At 66.6% G+C, this 16,465-nt stretch carries 16 protein-coding genes and 2 pseudogenes; 8 read left to right on the plus strand and 10 right to left on the minus strand.

The features are described from left to right. The first annotated feature begins 54 nt into the window (after positions 1-54). Positions 55-852 (plus strand): helix-turn-helix transcriptional regulator, encoded by a 798-nt coding sequence (locus tag ACO2RJ_RS07155; RefSeq protein ID WP_423267299.1) that lies wholly within the window; start codon positions 55-57, stop codon positions 850-852. Positions 853-882: 30 nt separating this feature from the next. Here ACO2RJ_RS07155 and ACO2RJ_RS07160 read toward each other — a convergent pair whose 3' ends face one another. Together ACO2RJ_RS07160 and ACO2RJ_RS07165 are read right to left on the minus strand one after the other, a co-directional pair. Continuing rightward, entirely contained in the window at positions 883-1,734 is an 852-nt protein-coding gene (locus ACO2RJ_RS07160) for a hypothetical protein (RefSeq protein WP_423267301.1), read from the minus strand. Positions 1,735-1,868: 134 nt separating this feature from the next. Then, positions 1,869-2,573, minus strand: a complete 705-nt coding sequence (locus ACO2RJ_RS07165) for a GntR family transcriptional regulator (protein WP_423267302.1) — start codon at positions 2,571-2,573, stop codon at positions 1,869-1,871. A 121-nt stretch (positions 2,574-2,694) separates the two neighbouring features. Between ACO2RJ_RS07165 and ACO2RJ_RS07170 the strand changes: the two genes are divergently transcribed. From ACO2RJ_RS07170 to ACO2RJ_RS07185, 4 genes are all read left to right on the plus strand, one after another. Beyond that, positions 2,695-3,768 (plus strand): tartrate dehydrogenase, encoded by a 1,074-nt coding sequence (locus tag ACO2RJ_RS07170; protein WP_423267303.1) that lies wholly within the window; start codon positions 2,695-2,697, stop codon positions 3,766-3,768. Positions 3,769-3,863: 95 nt separating this feature from the next. Continuing rightward, positions 3,864-4,838, plus strand: a complete 975-nt coding sequence (locus tag ACO2RJ_RS07175) for a tripartite tricarboxylate transporter substrate-binding protein (RefSeq protein WP_423267304.1) — start codon at positions 3,864-3,866, stop codon at positions 4,836-4,838. A 194-nt stretch (positions 4,839-5,032) separates the two neighbouring features. Beyond that, positions 5,033-6,112 (plus strand): tartrate dehydrogenase, encoded by a 1,080-nt coding sequence (locus tag ACO2RJ_RS07180; protein WP_423267305.1) that lies wholly within the window; start codon positions 5,033-5,035, stop codon positions 6,110-6,112. A gap of 38 nt (positions 6,113-6,150) precedes the next feature. Continuing rightward, entirely contained in the window at positions 6,151-7,017 is an 867-nt protein-coding gene (locus tag ACO2RJ_RS07185) for an alpha/beta fold hydrolase (protein ID WP_423268927.1), read from the plus strand. Between the two features lie 187 nt (positions 7,018-7,204). On the opposite strand, the pseudogene ACO2RJ_RS07190 reads toward ACO2RJ_RS07185, so the two are convergent. The 3 genes and pseudogenes from ACO2RJ_RS07190 to ACO2RJ_RS07200 all read right to left on the minus strand — a co-directional run. Further along, positions 7,205-7,474: pseudogene (locus ACO2RJ_RS07190) on the minus strand (cation:proton antiporter); the annotation flags it as partial. A 4-nt stretch (positions 7,475-7,478) separates the two neighbouring features. After that, entirely contained in the window at positions 7,479-7,748 is a 270-nt protein-coding gene (locus ACO2RJ_RS07195; RefSeq protein ID WP_423267307.1) for a hypothetical protein, read from the minus strand. 69 nt (positions 7,749-7,817) lie between these two features. Then, positions 7,818-8,591, minus strand: a complete 774-nt coding sequence (locus ACO2RJ_RS07200) for an SDR family oxidoreductase (RefSeq protein ID WP_423267308.1) — start codon at positions 8,589-8,591, stop codon at positions 7,818-7,820. 142 nt (positions 8,592-8,733) lie between these two features. Between ACO2RJ_RS07200 and ACO2RJ_RS07205 the strand changes: the two genes are divergently transcribed. After that, entirely contained in the window at positions 8,734-9,633 is a 900-nt protein-coding gene (locus ACO2RJ_RS07205; protein ID WP_423267309.1) for a LysR family transcriptional regulator, read from the plus strand. 270 nt (positions 9,634-9,903) lie between these two features. On the opposite strand, the gene ACO2RJ_RS07210 is transcribed toward ACO2RJ_RS07205, so the two are convergent. From ACO2RJ_RS07210 to ACO2RJ_RS07220, 3 genes are all read right to left on the minus strand, one after another. Continuing rightward, a complete protein-coding gene (locus tag ACO2RJ_RS07210) occupies positions 9,904-10,533 on the minus strand; it encodes an NAD(P)-dependent oxidoreductase (RefSeq protein WP_423267310.1) in 630 nt (209 codons plus the stop codon). Positions 10,534-10,617: 84 nt separating this feature from the next. Beyond that, positions 10,618-11,001 carry a hypothetical protein gene (locus tag ACO2RJ_RS07215; protein ID WP_423267311.1) on the minus strand — a complete coding sequence of 128 codons (384 nt, stop codon included), beginning with the start codon at positions 10,999-11,001 and terminating at the stop codon, positions 10,618-10,620. Positions 11,002-11,371: 370 nt separating this feature from the next. After that, the gene (locus ACO2RJ_RS07220; RefSeq protein WP_423268928.1) at positions 11,372-12,250 is read right to left on the minus strand and encodes an NmrA/HSCARG family protein; all 879 of its coding nucleotides are present in this window, start codon (positions 12,248-12,250) and stop codon (positions 11,372-11,374) included. 116 nt (positions 12,251-12,366) lie between these two features. Between ACO2RJ_RS07220 and ACO2RJ_RS07225 the strand changes: the two genes are divergently transcribed. Further along, positions 12,367-13,266 (plus strand): LysR family transcriptional regulator, encoded by a 900-nt coding sequence (locus ACO2RJ_RS07225; protein ID WP_423267312.1) that lies wholly within the window; start codon positions 12,367-12,369, stop codon positions 13,264-13,266. Positions 13,267-13,838: 572 nt separating this feature from the next. After that, positions 13,839-14,215, plus strand: a pseudogene (locus ACO2RJ_RS07230) (DNA-binding protein); the annotation flags it as partial. An 8-nt stretch (positions 14,216-14,223) separates the two neighbouring features. On the opposite strand, the gene guaA reads toward ACO2RJ_RS07230, so the two are convergent. Both guaA and ssb read right to left on the minus strand, forming a co-directional pair. Then, positions 14,224-15,786: a glutamine-hydrolyzing GMP synthase gene (gene guaA, locus ACO2RJ_RS07235; RefSeq protein ID WP_423267313.1), complete on the minus strand. Its 1,563-nt coding sequence runs from the start codon at positions 15,784-15,786 to the stop codon at positions 14,224-14,226. A 125-nt stretch (positions 15,787-15,911) separates the two neighbouring features. Then, positions 15,912-16,415, minus strand: coding sequence for a single-stranded DNA-binding protein (gene ssb / locus ACO2RJ_RS07240; protein WP_423267314.1), 504 nt, complete (start codon positions 16,413-16,415; stop codon positions 15,912-15,914). Positions 16,416-16,465: the final 50 nt, after the last annotated feature.

The following is a 16,465-nucleotide window of genomic DNA, read 5'->3' on the forward strand; positions in this document are numbered from 1 at the left end:
GCTTGCCCCTCGTCGCGGCGGGGTTAGGGTGGTCGCGCATTGGGAGACTCGCCCGTGACGGACGTCGAGAACGCGACTTCAAGCGAGTACGCCAAGAGGGGCTTCGACGAGCCGTCCTCCCCCGCGGATTTCCTCGCAGCCCGGTCGCGTCTGGCGGCGCGACACGCCCCGCTGCCGCGCGCAAACCCGGACGTCGAGCCCTTCGACAGCGGCGCGGTCGTTCGGCTCAGGCCTGTCGCCCGCAGCTTCGATCGCTCCTCGCCGCTCGCGGGGCAAGCCGCGGAATCATCGCCGCTGCGACGCGCGGAGTTCGACGCGCTGGACCTGCTCGGCGTCGCCGCGCTGATGCTCGACGCGTCGGCGCGGGTGACCAGCCTCAACCGCGCCGCCGAGACGCTCGCCTGCGACGGCGCGTTGCGGCTGACCGCCTCGCGCATGCGCTGCCCCGACCAGGCGGCGCGCGCCCGGTTCGACCAGGCGATCCTCGCCGCCGCGGCAGGACGCCGCCCCGACCCGGTTTCGTTCCGCGACCCGAACGGGGCCGTCCACGCGATGTGCGCGGCCCCGGTGGGCGCAGCGGCCCGCCGCGCGGTGGTGGTCTATGTCTACACCGGCTATCGGGACGCGGGGCCGTCGCCCAAGCTGCTCGAAGCGCTGTACGAGCTCACGCCCGCCGAGGCCCGCGTCGCGGCCGAGCTCGCGCTCGGCGACGGCGAGGCGGCGGCCGCCCGGCGGCTGGGCGTCAGCGTGAACTCGGTCAAGACTCATCGCCGGCGGGTCTTCGAGAAGGTCGGGGTCCAGCGGCTGGCGCAGCTCGTGCGGCTGCTGGCCCGGCTCCCGAGCGCGAACTGAGGCCGCCCGGCGGGCGACGGCGCCGTCTCGTCAGCGCCGCAGGTGGCGTGCGACGAGAGCTTCGTGCTGGTCGCCCGAGAAGAACGCCAGGATCTCATCCGTGTTCGAGATCGCGCCGCGCAGATCGCCGCCGCCCTTGACGAGATCGAGCGGCCCCTGCAGCGGGGCGGGAAGGCCGAACAGATCGGCGACGCTCGCGCGCGCCGCGGCGGTCAGGTCCTGATCCTTGAACGCGCTCTCATAATGGATGGTCCGCGTCGTCCCATAATATGAGAGCAGGCCCTCATAGTGCCGCGTGAGCTGCGTCGACAGCTGCATCAGCCGCCGCAGCTTCGCCGGGTCCAGCCGGGTGGGTCCGGCGGATGCGCCGGCGCCCTCCCCAGTCTGGCGGTGCCATCGACCGAGATTGTTCGCGCGCTCGGCCGAGACCGCCTGGGCGAACACGTCCTCGCGCAGGATATGGAGGATCGGTGCCTTTTGCCGGCTGAGCAGCTCCATCAGCCCGGGCCGGATCAGCGGATTTCGCCACACCGGGTCGAGATGGTGCCAGGAGTTGTATTTGACGTCGATGACCCAGAGCGTCGCCGGCCCAAGCGAGCCCAGATGTTCGCAATACGCCTTCCAGATCGCGTGCTGGTTCACGGCGGTCGGATGCACCAGGCCTGGGAAGCGCTCGACGAAGCGCTGCTTGAAGGTGAAGAAGTTGGCCTCGGGAACGGTGAGGAAACGCTTGTAGTCGGGGTCGTCGTGCGGTCCGCGGACGTTGTGAAAGATCTCGCCCGCGTAGCGCACGTTCGGCTGCGCCCCGAGCAGACGGCCGATCGCGGTGGTGCCCGACCGCTGGTTGGCCGTGATGACGGCGATGCGCGGCTCGTCGGCCATGACGCGGCGTGTCCTTCGGGGTCGATGCGGTCGAGCGGCGCGCAGCCCGCCACGCCGCGTAACCCATCGTCCGGCCAAGGCCAAGCGCCGATTTCGCCGCGGCCGCCCTAGGCGCGTTCCGGCGGGCGGCGACGTCACAAGTGCTTCAGCCCCAGGCTCTCGAGCGCGGGAATGAGTTCGGCGCAGGCGTTGAGCCGGTGCCTGCGCCCGGCCTCGTGCGCAGCCGCCGCGTCCCCGGCGCGAATCGCGGCGACGATCGCGCGGTGCTCCTCGACGGAGGCCGCAAGGCCCTTCCGCAGGCGCAGCGTCACCATGCGGGCGCGGTGCGACTGATCGTTGATGGTCTGCATGATGCGGACGATGCGGCGGTTCCGGCATCCTCCGATCAGGGCGGCGTGAAAGCGCGCATCCGTCTCGCCCCAAGCGATGCGGTTCTCCGAGGCGAGCGCGGCCTCCATCTCCTCCGTGAACCGCGCGAGGTCGTCCGCGACGGCGAGGCGATCGGGCTCCGGCAGCGCCGCGATCAGCTCCGCCGCCCGCCCCTCGATCGCGACCAGCACGTCGTAGATCTCGCGCATGTCATCCGGGGCGATCGCGCAGATCAGCACGCCGCGGCGCGACAGCACGCGCACCAGACCGTCCTCCTGCAGCCGGATCACCGCCTCGTGCACAGGCGTCCGGCTCATGCCCAGCCGCAGCGCGATCTCCTGCTCCGAGGCCTGGTGGCCGGGCGCGAAGGAGCCGTCGAGGACCCCGGCCTTCAGCGCGTCATAGGCGTCGTCGACCAGCGAGCGGCGCTCCGGAGCGACGGTCGCGGCGTTCTCACGATTGACGGGCATCCGGCGTCCTCCGACTTCCATACAAGATGCCGTGGAACGGCTTGACTCGCCGAAATGGCCCTGCAAAAACTCAGCCTAACTTGCATGCAAGCTAGCGCGCAAGCTTGAGGTCGAGGTCAGGATGAAGCATTTCAGGATCGCGGCGATTCCGGGGGACGGGATCGGCAAGGAGGTCATCGCGGCGGGCATCGAAGCGCTCGAGGCGCTGGCGAAACGCGAGGGCTTCGGCGTCTCCTTCGACCATTTCGACTGGGGTTCGGACTACTACAAGGCCAACGGCGTCATGATGCCGGAGAACGGCCGCGAGCAGATCAAGGACCACGACGCGATCTTCTTCGGCGCGGTCGGCGCGCCCGACGTGCCCGACCACGTCACGCTCTGGGGGCTGCGCCTCGCGATCTGCCAGCCCTTCGACCAATACGCCAATGTGCGCCCGACCCGCGTCCTGCCCGGCATCACGAGCCCGCTGCGCAACGTCTCAGGCCCCGAGCTCGACTGGGTGATCGTGCGCGAGAACTCGGAGGGCGAATATGCCGGCGTCGGCGGCCGGGTGCATCGCGGCCTGCCGGAAGAGGTCGCGACCGACGTCTCCATCATGACCCGGGCCGGCGTCGCGCGCGTCATCAGATTCGCTTTCGAGCTCGCCCGCTCGCGGCCGCGCAAGAAGCTCACCGTCGTCACCAAGTCGAACGCCCAGCGCCACGCCATGGTGATGTGGGACGAGATCGCCGCCGAGGTCGCGGCCGGCTTTCCCGACGTCGAGTGGGACAAGATGCTGGTCGACGCGATGACCATGCGCATGACGATGCGGCCCGAAACGCTCGACACCATCGTCGCGACCAACCTGCACGCCGACATCCTGTCCGACCTCGCAGCCGCCCTCGCCGGCTCGCTCGGCATCGCGCCGACCGCCAATCTCAACCCGGAGCGGCGGTTTCCGTCGATGTTCGAACCGATCCACGGCTCGGCGTTCGACATCACCGGCAAGGGGATCGCGAACCCTGTGGGCACCTTCTGGACGGCGTCGATGATGATGGAGCATCTCGGCGAAAAGTCCGCCGCCGACCGGCTGATGCGGGCGGTCGAGCGCGTCACCGCCGACCCCTCCCTGCACACGCCGGACCTCGGCGGAACCGCGACGACGCGCGAGGTCACCGACGCGGTGATCGCCGCCATCGAGGGCGACAATTCATGAGCTGACGCCATCGGGCGTCCGGCCGACCTCGCGAAGACGGGGCGGCCGGGTCAGGCGCCCGCCACCGCGAGGAAACGCACCGGAGGACGACGCCTATGAGACTGACCGCACGACTCGCCGCAGCGGCGCTCGCCGCCGGCGTGGGCGCAGCTCACGCCCAAGAGGCCTACCCCAGCCGCACCATCACGCTCGTCGTCCCCTTCTCCGCCGGCGGCGCGACCGACACGGTCGCGCGCATCACGGCGGAGAACATGTCGAAGGCGCTGGGCTCGCAGATCGTCGTCGAGAACGTCACCGGCGCCGGCGGCACGCTCGCGTCGGCGCGCGTGGCGAAGTCCGATCCGGACGGCTACACGCTGCTGATCCACCACATCGGCATTTCGACCGCGCCGGCGCTCTACCGTAAGCTCTCCTTCGACACGAAGACGGCCTTCGCGCCGATCGGCCTCGTTTCCGACGCGCCGATGACGATCATCGCCCGGCCCGACTTCCCCGCGGACACGCTCGAACAGCTCGTCGCCAAGGTGAAGGCCAACGGGACGAAGATCACCTATGGCAACGCCGGCCTCGGCGCGGCGTCGCATCTCTGCGGGACGCTGCTGTTCTCCACCATCGGGACGCAGGTGACCCCGGTTCCCTACAAGGGCAACGGCCCCGTCATGACCGACCTGATCGGGAAGCAGATCGACATGACCTGCGACCAGACCACCAACACCACCGGCCCGATCCAGGGCAAGCAGGTGAAGGCCTATGCCGTCACGGCCCTGAAGCGCGTCGAGCAGCTTCCGGAGCTGCCGACCGCGGACGAGGCCGGGATCAAGGGTTTTCAGATGTCGGCCTGGCACGGGATCTACGCGCCGGCAGGCACGCCGGACGCGGTCGTGAAGAGGCTGAGCGAGGCCCTGCAGACCGCGCTCGCCGAACCGGCGCTGCAGGAGCGCTTCGGCAAGATCATCACGACCGCCGCGTCGAAGCAGGACGCGACGCCGGAGGCGCTGAAGGCGAAGCTGCTGTCGGAGATCGATCGCTGGGATCCCGTGATCAAGGCCGCCGGCCAGTTCGCCGACTGAGGCTTTGGACTGATACAAGCCGAACCGCGCGCTTCGAGGCGGCCGCCGAAGGGCGGGTTCTTCAGCATGAGGGACGTCGGGTCCACTGGAAACGCCACGACCCTCATGCTGAGGAGGCTGCGAGAGCAGCCGTCTCGAAGCACCCGCTCCCGTCTGGCCGCGCGACGGTCGACCAACTGGCAGGATGAAGAACGATGCCGAACACCAACCGCGTCTACCGCATAGCCAACATTCCCGGCGACGGGATCGGCAAGGAGACCGTGCCGGAGGGCGTGCGCGTGCTCGAGGCGGCGGCCAAGAAGTTCGGCTTCGAGATCCAAGGCGAGGATCACGACTTCGCCTCCTGCGACTACTACCAGAAGCACGGCCAGATGATGCCGGACGACTGGAAGGCCCGGCTCGACGGCTCCGACGCGCTGTTCTTCGGCGCCGTCGGCTGGCCGGACGTGGTGCCCGACCACGTCTCGCTCTGGGGCTCGCTGATCCAGTTCCGGCGGGAATACGACCAGTACGCCTCGGTGCGGCCGGCCCGGCTGATGCCGGGGGTGACCTGCCCGCTCGCCGGCCGCAAGCCCGGCGACATCGACTTCTACGTCGTGCGCGAGAACACCGAGGGCGAGTATTCCGCGATCGGCGGGCGCATGTTTCCGGGCACCGACCGCGAAGCGGTCATCCAGGAGACGGTGTTCACCCGCCACGGCGTCGACCGCATCATGAAATACGCCTTCGAGCTCGCCAGGACGCGCAAGCGCAAGAAGGTGACGTCGGCGACGAAGTCGAACGGCATCGCGATCACGATGCCCTATTGGGACGAGCGCTTCGAGGAGATGTGCAAGGCGTATCCGGACGTCGAGACCGACAAGTACCACATCGACATCCTGACCGCTTTGTTCGTGCTGAAGCCCGACAAGTTCGACGTGGTGGTGGCCTCCAACCTGTTCGGCGACATCCTGTCCGACCTCGGCCCCGCCTGCACCGGCACGATCGGCATCGCGCCCTCCGGCAACATCAACCCGGAGAAGAAATTCCCCTCGCTGTTCGAGCCGGTCCACGGCTCCGCGCCGGACATCGCCGGCCAGGGGGTCGCGAACCCGATCGGCCAGATCTGGTCGGCGGCGATGATGCTCGACCATCTCGGCGAGACCGAAGCGGGAGCCGCGATCGTCGCGGCGATCGAGACCGTTCTCGCCGACGAGCGGCTGAGAACCCGCGACCTCGGCGGCAAGGCCGACACGGTCACCTGCGGAAAGGCGGTCGCGGACGCGCTGTCGTGAGCGGCGTCGCGATCCGGGAGCTCGGCCCCGCGCCGCTGATGCCGGGCTTCCGGCTCGTCGACGTCGAGGTCGGAGACGGGATCACGATCCGGGCGGCGGTCGGCGGCGAGGGACCGCCGCTGCTGCTGTTGCACGGCCACCCGCAGACTCACGTCACCTGGCGCAAGATCGCGCCCGATCTTGCACGCAATTGCACCGTCGTTGCGCCCGATTTGCGCGGCTACGGCGACAGCTCGAAGCCTGAGGGCGGCGGCGACCACGCCGCCTATTCCAAGCGCGCGATGGCGGCCGACCAGGTCGCCGTCATGCGGACGCTGGGCTTCGAGCGCTTCGCGATGGTCGGCCACGACCGCGGCGGACGGGTCGGCCACCGCCTCGCGCTCGACTTCCCCGACGCCCTGACGAAGCTCGCGGTGTTCGACATCGCGCCGACCGCGACGATGTACGCCCGCGCCGACAAGGCGTTCGCCACGAGATACTTCTGGTGGTTTTTTCTGATCCAGCCTTCGCCGCTGCCGGAGCGCATGATTCTCGGCGACGTCGACTACTTCCTGCGCGAGCATGTCGAGCGGCAGAACAAGATTCCCGGCGCGACCGAGCCGGAGGCGTTCGCCGAATATCTGCGCTGCTACCGGTCGCCGGAGGGGGTGCACGCCGTCTGCGAGGATTACCGCGCGGCCGCGACGATCGACCTCGAGCACGACGCGGCGGACGCCGACGCCCGCGTGCGCGTCCCCCTGCTCGCTTTGTGGGGCGCGCGCGGCGTCGTCGGCCAGACCTACGACGTGCTGGAGACCTGGCGCGAGAAGGCGACCGACGTCCGCGGCAAGGCCCTCGACTGCGGCCATACCCTCCAGGAGGAGCGGCCGGAAGAGACGCTCGCCGAGCTGATCCCGTTCCTGTAGCGGCGCGACGGCGCGCTCATCCCACTCTAATATTTGCCCTTACGGGCCAGAGCCTCAGCTTCCTGGCCGACGACTTCGAAGCTCTGCGCCATTCGCAGGAGGATTTTGCCGGCGAGATCGAACAGCTCAAAGCCTTATCGCTCGGCCCGCCCTTGAGCGTCGACATGCCGACGCCTGTGGATGTCTCCGGCTGCATCTCCAGCCCGATGATGAACAGGAACATGGCGACGCCAAGCTCGGCGACATGCAGGATCGACTGCGTATCGGAGAACAGATCGATGCCGAACGGGCCGATGGCCAGGCCGGCTGCCAGTTAGCCGAGCACCGAACCGAGGCCGAGCCGCTTGAACAGCGGCACGGTGATGACCGCCGCGCCGAGCAAGACAACGACCGGAATGAGATTGAAGCCGCCATGGGAGGCGGCCTCGGTATCATGAGCAATAGTCTCGGCGGCCATCTTGTCAGCCTTTGGCCAGTCGCCAGGCGAAGATGGCTGCGAGTGCTGCCGGAACGGCGAAGACGATGAGCAGGATCGGCAGTTCTTGGGCGACCGTATAACCCGCCCTGGTCACGCCGACCCACATGTTGATGAGCGCCACGGCAAGCCAGGCGGGAACAAAAGCCTTCGCCGCTGTTGCGATCCCGGCGACATCGCCGCCCCAGAGCTTCCCGAACAGGGCGAACACGCCCAGCAGGACAACTCCTCCGACGATAACAAGCAACATGTGCATGAACGCGCGCGCCCGCTGTTCCCGCGATCCGGCGGCGCCGTCCGTGAGGATGGGCCGCGGCGGCCGACCTTACTTGGTGGTGTATCCACCGTTGACGAGAATGGTCTGGCCGGTCATCCACCAGCCGTCGGAAACCATGAAGCGGATATAGGGAACGATGTCCTCAATGTCGGTCAGGCCGGTCTTGGAGAAGTTCGATAGCGCCGCAGCGGTCTTGTGATAGGCGACCGCGTCTTCACCCTCGGCAGGATAGAAGAAAGGCGTATCCATCGGGCCGGGGCCGATCGCCGTCACGGAGACCCCGCGCTCGCCGAACTCTTTTGAGGCCGCCCGGGTGAAATGCTCGACTGGCGCCTTGGTGCCGGCATAGGCCGCATAGAAGGGCGTGAAGGCGCCGAGCAGCGAGGTGACCAGCGTCACGACCTTGCCGTTGTCGCTGACGTTTTTGCCGGCTTCCTTAAGGAAGAAGAAGGCCGTCTTGGAGTTGACCGCGGTCATCTCGTCATATTCGGCTTCCGAGATCTCGACCATCGGCTTCTTCAGAACCTTGCCGACCGTATTGATTGCGATGTCGATACCGCCCATCGCCGCCTTGGCCTCAGCGAACAGCTTCTCCACCGCGCCGGCTGTGGTGAGGTCGCCCTGGAACGCGAAGGCATCCGCGCCAGCTGCCTTGATCGCGGCCACGGTCTCGTCGGCCGCCGGCTTGGTGGCGCTGGTGTTGTAGTGGACCGCGACTGCCTTGGCGCCCTGCGCAGCGAGATCGCGCGCGATCAGTCCGCCGAGATTCTTCGCGCCGCCCGCGATGAGGACGGTTTTTCCTTTGACGCGATGATCGATCATTGGCGTGGCCTCGTTCGACTGCCGGCGGCCACCCGAACGGCCGCTTCCTGCACGGCACAATATCGTCTATAGTTTTGTCATAAAGACACTCATTCTGACATCACTTGTCAGAAATTCAGACCAATCCAGTGGACTCGGCGCCTTGGACCGCATCGATCTCTTCCGCACCTTTGCCCGCGTCGTCGAATGCGCGAGCTTCACCCGCGCCGCAGACACGCTCGGGATGCCACGCTCATCGGTATCGGCTGCGGTGATAGAGCTCGAAGCACGGGTCGGCGTCCGCCTGCTTCACCGCACCACGCGAAAAGTCTCGCCGACCCAGGACGGCGCGGCCTTTTACGAGCGCTGCCTGCGGCTCATCGCCGACGTCGAAGAAACCGAAGGCCTATTCCGGCAGACTTCAGTCGGGCCGAGCGGCAGCCTCCGGATCGACGTGCCGGGCCGGATCGGACGTCTCATCGTCGCGCCAGCCCTGCCGGAGTTCCTCGCCCGTCATCCTCAGCTCGACATTGAGCTGCGCGTCACCGACCGCGCGATCAATCTCGTCGAGGAGAGCGTCGATTGCGTGCTGCGTGTCGGACCGCTCGGTGATTCCGGTCTCATCGCCCGCAAGATCGGCGACTTGCCGCTGATCAATGTCGCCAGCCCCGGCTATCTCGCCCACTACGGCGTACCGGTCGCGCCCGGCGATCTCGCGGCGCATCTCGCCGTCAATTATGCCTCCCCATCGACCGGGCGCGTCGAAGAATGGGAATGGATCGAGCATGGCGAGATGCGAATGCTGCCCATGCGCAGCCGCGTCACCGTCAACAGCGCCGAGGCCTATATCGCCTGCTGCCTTGCCGGCCTTGGCCTGATCCAGATCACAGCCTATGACGTCAAACTCCACCTCGACGCGGGCGAGCTCGTCGAGGTGATGCCCGGTCATCGGGCGGAGCCGATGCCCATGACACTGCTCTATCCGCACCGTCAGCATCTATCTCGGAGGCTTCAGGTCTTTGCAGACTGGCTCGAGCAGCTCCTGAAACGGGAGATTCTGTAGGCAACTGGCAGGCTGCCGAGCCGGCTTGCTGCGGTGTGTATCAGCAGGCGGAGGATCGAGTCGAAATCCTCGTTGGAAGTCTGTGCGGTTATCGGCGGCGCTTGCGTAGGCATAGCAAAAAATATCGCGCCATAGCTCAGAATAGGCGGGGCTGGCGGGCTGCGCCCGACGAAGATGAGAACTATGTCTACGCTATAATCCTCTGAAGCCGCCCGCTATCAGTCGATTTGACGCCAGGTATTTGCAAATAAGGAATTGGCCTGAGGCACCCTACCAGGTGATCAGTGGCGCTTTGTGCAGCCACGTATCGGTGGTGAGCTGCTGCACGACGAACGCCGCGACATCGGCGCGGGCGATGGCGCCGCCGTGGACGCCGGACAGGTCAGTGAGCGCCTTAATGTCACCTCGCGCCGGCTTGTCGTTGAGCACCGTCGGCCGGACGATGATCCAGTCGAGCTTGCTCGCCCGGATCACATCTTCCTGGCGGTTCTTGTCTTCATAGACCTTGCGCAGCATCAGGGGCAGGAACAGCCGGTCAAAGAAGAAGCCGCCATGGCCGCGGCTGTCGCCGGCGCCAAGGCCAGTAATGCACACCAGCCGGCGTATGTTCTGTTCCACCATGACGCCGACCAGCGCGCGCGTTGCCGTCGAAAGCAGGGTCACTTCCCGGAACGGGCTTATCGCGGTGCCCAGCGAACTGATGACGGCGTCACAGCCGGCGATCGCGCGGGTGAGCGCGGCGGGATCGCGGGCATCGCCTTCGACGAGTTCGGCGCCAGCAATGTCTGCGGCCTTTGCCTTGGAACGAACGAGGGCCACGACCGTGTGTCCGTTCGCGGCGGCCTTGCTGACAATCAGCCGGCCGGTGGCGCCTGTGGCGCCCAGTACCAGTATTTTCATGTCGAACCTCAGAAGCTGCCATGATGGATGGGGAAGCATCACTGAGCCCCCGATCCAGAAATCAGCGATGGCGTGATCTCGTGCTCAATCGGCGCCGATCCACCGCGCCGCGGCTTCCGCCGTATCCTGAGGACGGGTGTTGAAGGCGATCGCCGCCTTCGGAGCGCCCTGGTGGATGGCGTTCACGACCTTCTCGAAGAAGAGCAACCCTTTGGGCGGGATGCGCAAGCCGCCGCCGATCACGACGCAATCGTATTCCGCTTTCGCCAGCTGCGCGGCCAGTACGGCGATGCCGCTGTCGTCGGGATCGATCATACAGAGGTCGCCATTCCAACCGCGCTCGCTCATCGACGTCTTCGCGACTTCGAAGCCCTCGCGGATTTTTTCGGCATTGAACCCGGGTGGTAGGGAGGGATCGGAAAAGTCGACGGTTTCGGGCGCCTGCCCGACAAACAATACGCGTGTCATGATCAAGCTCCTTTGGCTGGCTGGAAGTGACGGCTTCGGCGGCCAAGGTATCGAGCCGCTGGCGGAGAAAGTCGCTGATGGCGTTCACCGACTTCTCGGCTGCGAAAAACTGGCCGAGGAAGGCTCGGAAGACATGCGGCATGCCCTCCCAGCTGCTATGCCGCCGACCGCCGCGGCCTCGACCTGCATATCCGCCGCGGCAAGCGTGGCGGCGAACATGGCGTCGGACATAGGCCGTGCTACGGGGCCCATCGGCTCGCCCTTGTGGGCCGACGCGGCCTCGCGCATGGCGGCGATGGCCGGAGCATCTTCAGGCAAGAGGGTTGGTCGTCATGATGGTGGGGCTCCTTGGTTCGTGGCCGGGGAGGGCTCAGACCGTCGCCCATTTGGCGGCGGCATCCCTCGCGAAGGCGGCATAGGAGCGTGGCGTACGGCCGAGCAGCCCGGTCAGGCGCGCAATGTCGTCAGCGCTCGCCACCGCGCCTTCCGTCTGATAGCGGCTGAACATCAGGCGCAGGTCGAGCGCATGCCAGGCAGGCAGCATGGTCTTCGTGCGCTGCTCCATGACGACGAGATCGTCGCCGCCATAGCGAATCGCGCGACCGAAGGCTTCGCTCCAGATGGCGGAGATCCCTTCGCCGGTCAGGCCGCCTGGACCGACCAAGGCGTAGATCTCGCGGCCGAGCGGAGCCGGAGCCTGTTCCCGGCGCAGCAGCTCGATCGCGGCGGCCTCGCCGATGTCGCGAATATCGACCATCGAGACGCCCTTGGCGCCGATCGGTGAGCCATAGACGCCGGCCTTCAGCAGCCCATCCTTCTGACGCAGATCGTTCTGGATGAAATAGGCGGGGCGCAGGATCGTCGTGGGCAGGTCAAGCGCCTCGATCATCCGCTCGACCGTGTACTTGCCCGCGAAATGCGGCACGTCCGCATAGGCATCGCCGCCGAACACCGAGAGATAGACGATGCCTTTGACACCGGCCTCGCGGGCGACCGTCAGCGTCAGCATGGCCTGGGTCAGTTCATCCGCGACGTTCGGAGCGAGCAGGAACAGCGTGCCGACACCCGAAAGCGCCGCGCGCACCGAATCCGGGTCGGCGAGGTCGCCGCGGACCGTCGTCACGCCAGCGGGAAGCTGCGCCGTCTCCGGCGAGCGCGTCAGCGCGCGAATATCGGCGCTGCGGCCTTGAAGATGGGCGAGGACCTGCGCCCCGATGGTTCCGGTGCTGCCTGTCACGAGAATGCTCATGTCGACATCTCCTTGTGTTGGCGGATGTGCATCTGTTGAGGACGAAGATAACCGTTTCGTTCGTGCTCGTAAGAGGCCTATATTGAGATAGCTTGTCTCAAATACGGAACAACACAATGGATCTTCAGGCCTTGTCCGACTTCGACCTTGTCGCTGCCCATGGCGGATTTGGCCGCGCTTCCCGCGTCTCCGGACGCTCGAAAGCCACATTGTCGCGGCGGGTCGCCGAACTCGAAGACAGCCTCGGAGTGAGGCTGATCGAGCGCGGCTCTCACAATCTGAGATTGACGGATGAAGGGCGCGCGCTGCATGAGCGCACGCACGACCTCTTGAGCGAAATCACCGAGGCCGGTGAAGCGGTCGTGCTCGGCGCCTCCACCCCGAAAGGCAGGTTGCGGGTTAGTGCGCCCGTGGTCTTCGCGCATGTGGCGCTACCGCGGATCGGCGCGCGCTTTGCCTTGGCCTATCCGGAGGTTCAGCTCGAAATCGTCGCCGAAGACCGCAAGGTCGATCCGATCGAGGATGGTTACGATCTGATCATTCGGATCGACCCATCGCCGGATGAACGCCTTGTCGGCGGCCGCTTCCTCAACGATGAACGCCTGATCGTGGCGCCTCCCGGGATGCCACGCCCCTTTCCCAAGGCCGACGGCGAAGAATGCAGGGCAAAGGCCGTTCTGCTCTCCGCGGCGCCACAAGCGGCTGAATGGCGGATGACCTGCGGAACTGATGACGACATCGTCCTGCACCCGGATCCAGTTCTCCGCCTCTCTTCGCTCCTGATGGTCCGCGACGCCGTATTGGCCGGCGCGGGCGCGGCATTGCTGCCGAAACTCCTTGTCGCCGATGACATCGAGGCCGGCAGACTCGCTTTCTGGGGAAAGTATGCCGGTCCGCCCGTGGAGATATGGGCGCTGCAAAGTTCACGCCGCCTGATCGGCGCCAAGGTGCGCGCGTTCTTGGAAGTGGTTGGGACGGCGTTTCCGGAGAAGACCTTCGTCGCGCCGTCGGCATGAACGGCAAAGGGCGCCGCCTCTCGCTTCTGAATTCGGATGACGAGCTCAGGTTGTGTGGGAAATATCCGCATATATAGCCGCATGGCTATCGGTGGCGATTACGTAGCCATCGCGTGAAAATTCCTGCCATGGCGAAGAATCTGCGGGGCTGGCGGGCAGTGAACGGCAACGAAGAGAGCTACGCGTTCGCTATAGAATTCCAAAATTAACGTGCCAAAGTGGACACAATGGCTGATTTTACAGGCTTTTAATCCGCTCTTATTCGATCGCGGCTACCACCCTGAACCAAGTCACTCTCATGTTGCTTCCGCGATATTTTCAAACTGCAAACGTAATTATTCGAAAGTCACATCTGCGGTGCTTCCGGCGCCCGAAACGATGGTCATGCACATGGCCAGCCGACGCCGATGACCAACCCGAGCGACAGGGCATCGGCAAGCGAGACAATGCCGATCATGCGCATCATCGCGGCCGCCTTCGCGCACGAGGCCGCCCGGCGCTACTGAATTTCGCGAACTCCTCGCCCCTGCCCTTCGTCAACGCATCAAGGCGGCGCGCGAACGGATCGTCGCCACGTCCGGCGTGTGAAGGCCGGCGCCTCGATCGAGGACCTGGCGGCCTCGATCGCTCGTCGCGGCCTAATCCAGAGCCTCAGCGTCTTTCCCGTGGTCGACGCCGAAGGCGTTGAGACCGGCATGTTCGAGGCGCCTGCCGACGGCCGGCGCTTCGTCAGGCGCAGGTCTGGGACGCACTCAAGGACGCCTGGTCGAAGGAGCCCTATCAGATCCGGCGCATGTTTCCCGAGCCCCGGTGCGCGCGTCCGACAAGCGCGCCGTCTTCCTCGGCATCGAAGCCTATGAGGCGGCTGGCGGCTCTGTCATGCGCCGACCTGTTCCAGGCCGACGATGGCGGTTGGCTGCAGGACGTCGGGCTTCTCGATCGCCTATTAGGCCTGAATCATTCCCACTCGATCGTGCCGGGGGGCTTCGAGGTCACGTCGTAGACCACGCGGTTGACGCCGCGGACCTCGTTGATGATGCGGGTCGCCGCGCGGCCGAGGAAGTTCATGTCGAAGGGGTAGAAATCGGCCGTCATGCCGTCGACCGAGGTCACGGCGCGCAGGGCGAGCACGTTGTCGTAGGTGCGGCCGTCGCCCATCACGCCCACGGTGCGGACAGGCAGCAGGACCGCGAAGGCCTGCCAGATGACGTCGTAGAGCCCGGCCTTGCGAATCTCGTCGAGATAGATCGCGTCGGCCTGGCGCAGGACGTCGAGCTTCCCCTTCGTCACCTCGCCGGGGCAGCGGATGGCGAGGCCCGGGCCCGGGAAAGGGTGGCGGCCGACGAAGGCGTCCGGCAGGCCGAGCTCGCGGCCGAGATCGCGCACCTCGTCCTTGAACAGCTCGCGCAGGGGCTCGACGAGCTGCATGTTCATGCGCTCCGGCAGGCCGCCGACATTGTGGTGCGACTTGATCGTGACCGAGGGGCCGCCTGAGAACGAGACGCTTTCGATGACGTCCGGATAGAGCGTGCCCTGGGCGAGGAAGGCGGCGCCGCCGATCTTGCGCGCCTCGTCCTCGAACACGTCGATGAACAGCCGGCCGATCGCCTTGCGCTTGGCTTCCGGGTCCTCGACGCCGCTCAGTGCGCCGAGGAACAGATCGCTCGCGTCGACATGGACGAGGGGGATGTTGTAGTGGCCGCGGAACAGAGAGACGACCTGCTCGGCCTCGTCCTTGCGCATCAGGCCGTGGTCGACGAACACGCAGGTGAGCTGCTCGCCGATCGCCTCGTGGATCAGCACGGCCGCGACCGCCGAGTCGACGCCGCCCGACAGGCCGCAGATCACGCGGCCCTGGCCGACCTGGGCGCGGATCTTGTCGATCGCCTCCTCGCGATAGGCCGCCATCGACCAGTCGCCGCCGCAGCCGCAGATGTCGCGGACGAAGTTCGCGAGCAGCTTGCCGCCCTGCGGCGTGTGCACGACCTCGGGGTGGAACATCAGGCCGTAATAATGCCGCTGCTCGTCGGCGATCGCGGCGAAGGGCGCGTTCTCCGACACGCCGATGATGCGGAAGCCCGGCGGCATGCGCGTGATTCGGTCGCCGTGGCTCATCCACACGACGTTGCGGCTCTTATCCTCCCAGACGCCGGTGAACAGCCGCGAGGGCGCGACGACGCTGAGGTCGGCCCGGCCGAACTCGCGGTGGTGGCCGCTCTCGACCGCGCCGCCGAGCTGCTCGGCCATGGTCATCTGGCCGTAGCAGATGCCGAGCACCGGCAGCCCGCTTTCGAACACCGCCTGCGGCGCGCGCGGCGTGCCCATCTCGGCGACCGAGGCCGGCCCGCCGGAGAGGATCACGCCCTTCGCGCCGAAAGTCGCGAACGCCTCTTCGGCGTGATTGAACGGCGTGATCTCGCAATAGACGCCGGCTTCGCGCACCCGCCGCGCGATGAGCTGGGTGACCTGCGAGCCGAAGTCGATGATGAGTATGCGGTCGTGCGAAGTGTCAGGCGTCATGGGCGATGCTCGTACCCCGAACGCGCGATCCGCCGCAACGGCGCTAGACGACATGCCCGCCCTGAATTTTCGTCGCCGTGAGCCCTGGAGGCCGCGCGTCCCTGCTCGGGACGCACGCGCCCAAGTCAGAACGGGATGTCGTCGTCCATCGCGTCGTTGAAGCGGCCGCCCGCTGCGGGTCCGGCGCCGGCCGGCGCCGGCTGTCGCCGGGGCTCGGGGCTGGAGCGGCCGAAGCTGTCGCCGCCGCCCTCGTACGACTCCCCGCCGCCGTCGCCGCCCCGGCCGTCGAGCATGGCGAGCTCGCCGCGGTAGCGCTGCAACACGATCTCGGTCGAGTATTTCTCGACGCCCGAGGCGTCGGTGTATTTGCGGGTCTGGAGCTGGCCCTCGACGTAGACCTTGGAGCCCTTCTTCAGATAATTTTCGGCGACCTTGGCGAGGTTCTCGTTGAAGATCACGACCTGGTGCCACTCGGTCTTTTCGCGACGCTCGCCGCTCTGTTTGTCGCGCCAGCTTTCGGAGGTCGCGATCCTGAGATTGACGACCGGCTCGCCGGAGTTCAGGCGGCGGACCTCGGGGTCCTTGCCGAGATTGCCGACAAGAATGACCTTGTTGACGCTGCCTGCCATGACAATTCTCCCGAAGCTCGAAGGGCGCACCTTACGCTCGCCCGAAGCGG

Source organism: Hansschlegelia sp. KR7-227 (assembly GCF_049446035.1).
GTDB lineage: Bacteria > Pseudomonadota > Alphaproteobacteria > Rhizobiales > Methylopilaceae > Methylopila.

Coding starts and splice junctions, on each gene's coding strand:
- ACO2RJ_RS07160 (WP_423267301.1), bottom strand. CDS start 1,734: ATGGCCGACGAGCCGCGCATCGCCGTCATCACGGCCAACCAGCGGTCG.
- ACO2RJ_RS07165 (WP_423267302.1), bottom strand. CDS start 2,573: ATGCCCGTCAATCGTGAGAACGCCGCGACCGTCGCTCCGGAGCGCCGC.
- ACO2RJ_RS07170 (WP_423267303.1), top strand. CDS start 2,695: ATGAAGCATTTCAGGATCGCGGCGATTCCGGGGGACGGGATCGGCAAG.
- ACO2RJ_RS07175 (WP_423267304.1), top strand. CDS start 3,864: ATGAGACTGACCGCACGACTCGCCGCAGCGGCGCTCGCCGCCGGCGTG.
- ACO2RJ_RS07180 (WP_423267305.1), top strand. CDS start 5,033: ATGCCGAACACCAACCGCGTCTACCGCATAGCCAACATTCCCGGCGAC.
- ACO2RJ_RS07185 (WP_423268927.1), top strand. CDS start 6,151: ATGCCGGGCTTCCGGCTCGTCGACGTCGAGGTCGGAGACGGGATCACG.
- ACO2RJ_RS07195 (WP_423267307.1), bottom strand. CDS start 7,748: ATGCACATGTTGCTTGTTATCGTCGGAGGAGTTGTCCTGCTGGGCGTG.
- ACO2RJ_RS07200 (WP_423267308.1), bottom strand. CDS start 8,591: ATGATCGATCATCGCGTCAAAGGAAAAACCGTCCTCATCGCGGGCGGC.
- ACO2RJ_RS07210 (WP_423267310.1), bottom strand. CDS start 10,533: ATGAAAATACTGGTACTGGGCGCCACAGGCGCCACCGGCCGGCTGATT.
- ACO2RJ_RS07215 (WP_423267311.1), bottom strand. CDS start 11,001: ATGACACGCGTATTGTTTGTCGGGCAGGCGCCCGAAACCGTCGACTTT.
- ACO2RJ_RS07220 (WP_423268928.1), bottom strand. CDS start 12,250: ATGAGCATTCTCGTGACAGGCAGCACCGGAACCATCGGGGCGCAGGTC.
- ACO2RJ_RS07225 (WP_423267312.1), top strand. CDS start 12,367: ATGGATCTTCAGGCCTTGTCCGACTTCGACCTTGTCGCTGCCCATGGC.
- guaA (WP_423267313.1), bottom strand. CDS start 15,786: ATGACGCCTGACACTTCGCACGACCGCATACTCATCATCGACTTCGGC.
- ssb (WP_423267314.1), bottom strand. CDS start 16,415: ATGGCAGGCAGCGTCAACAAGGTCATTCTTGTCGGCAATCTCGGCAAG.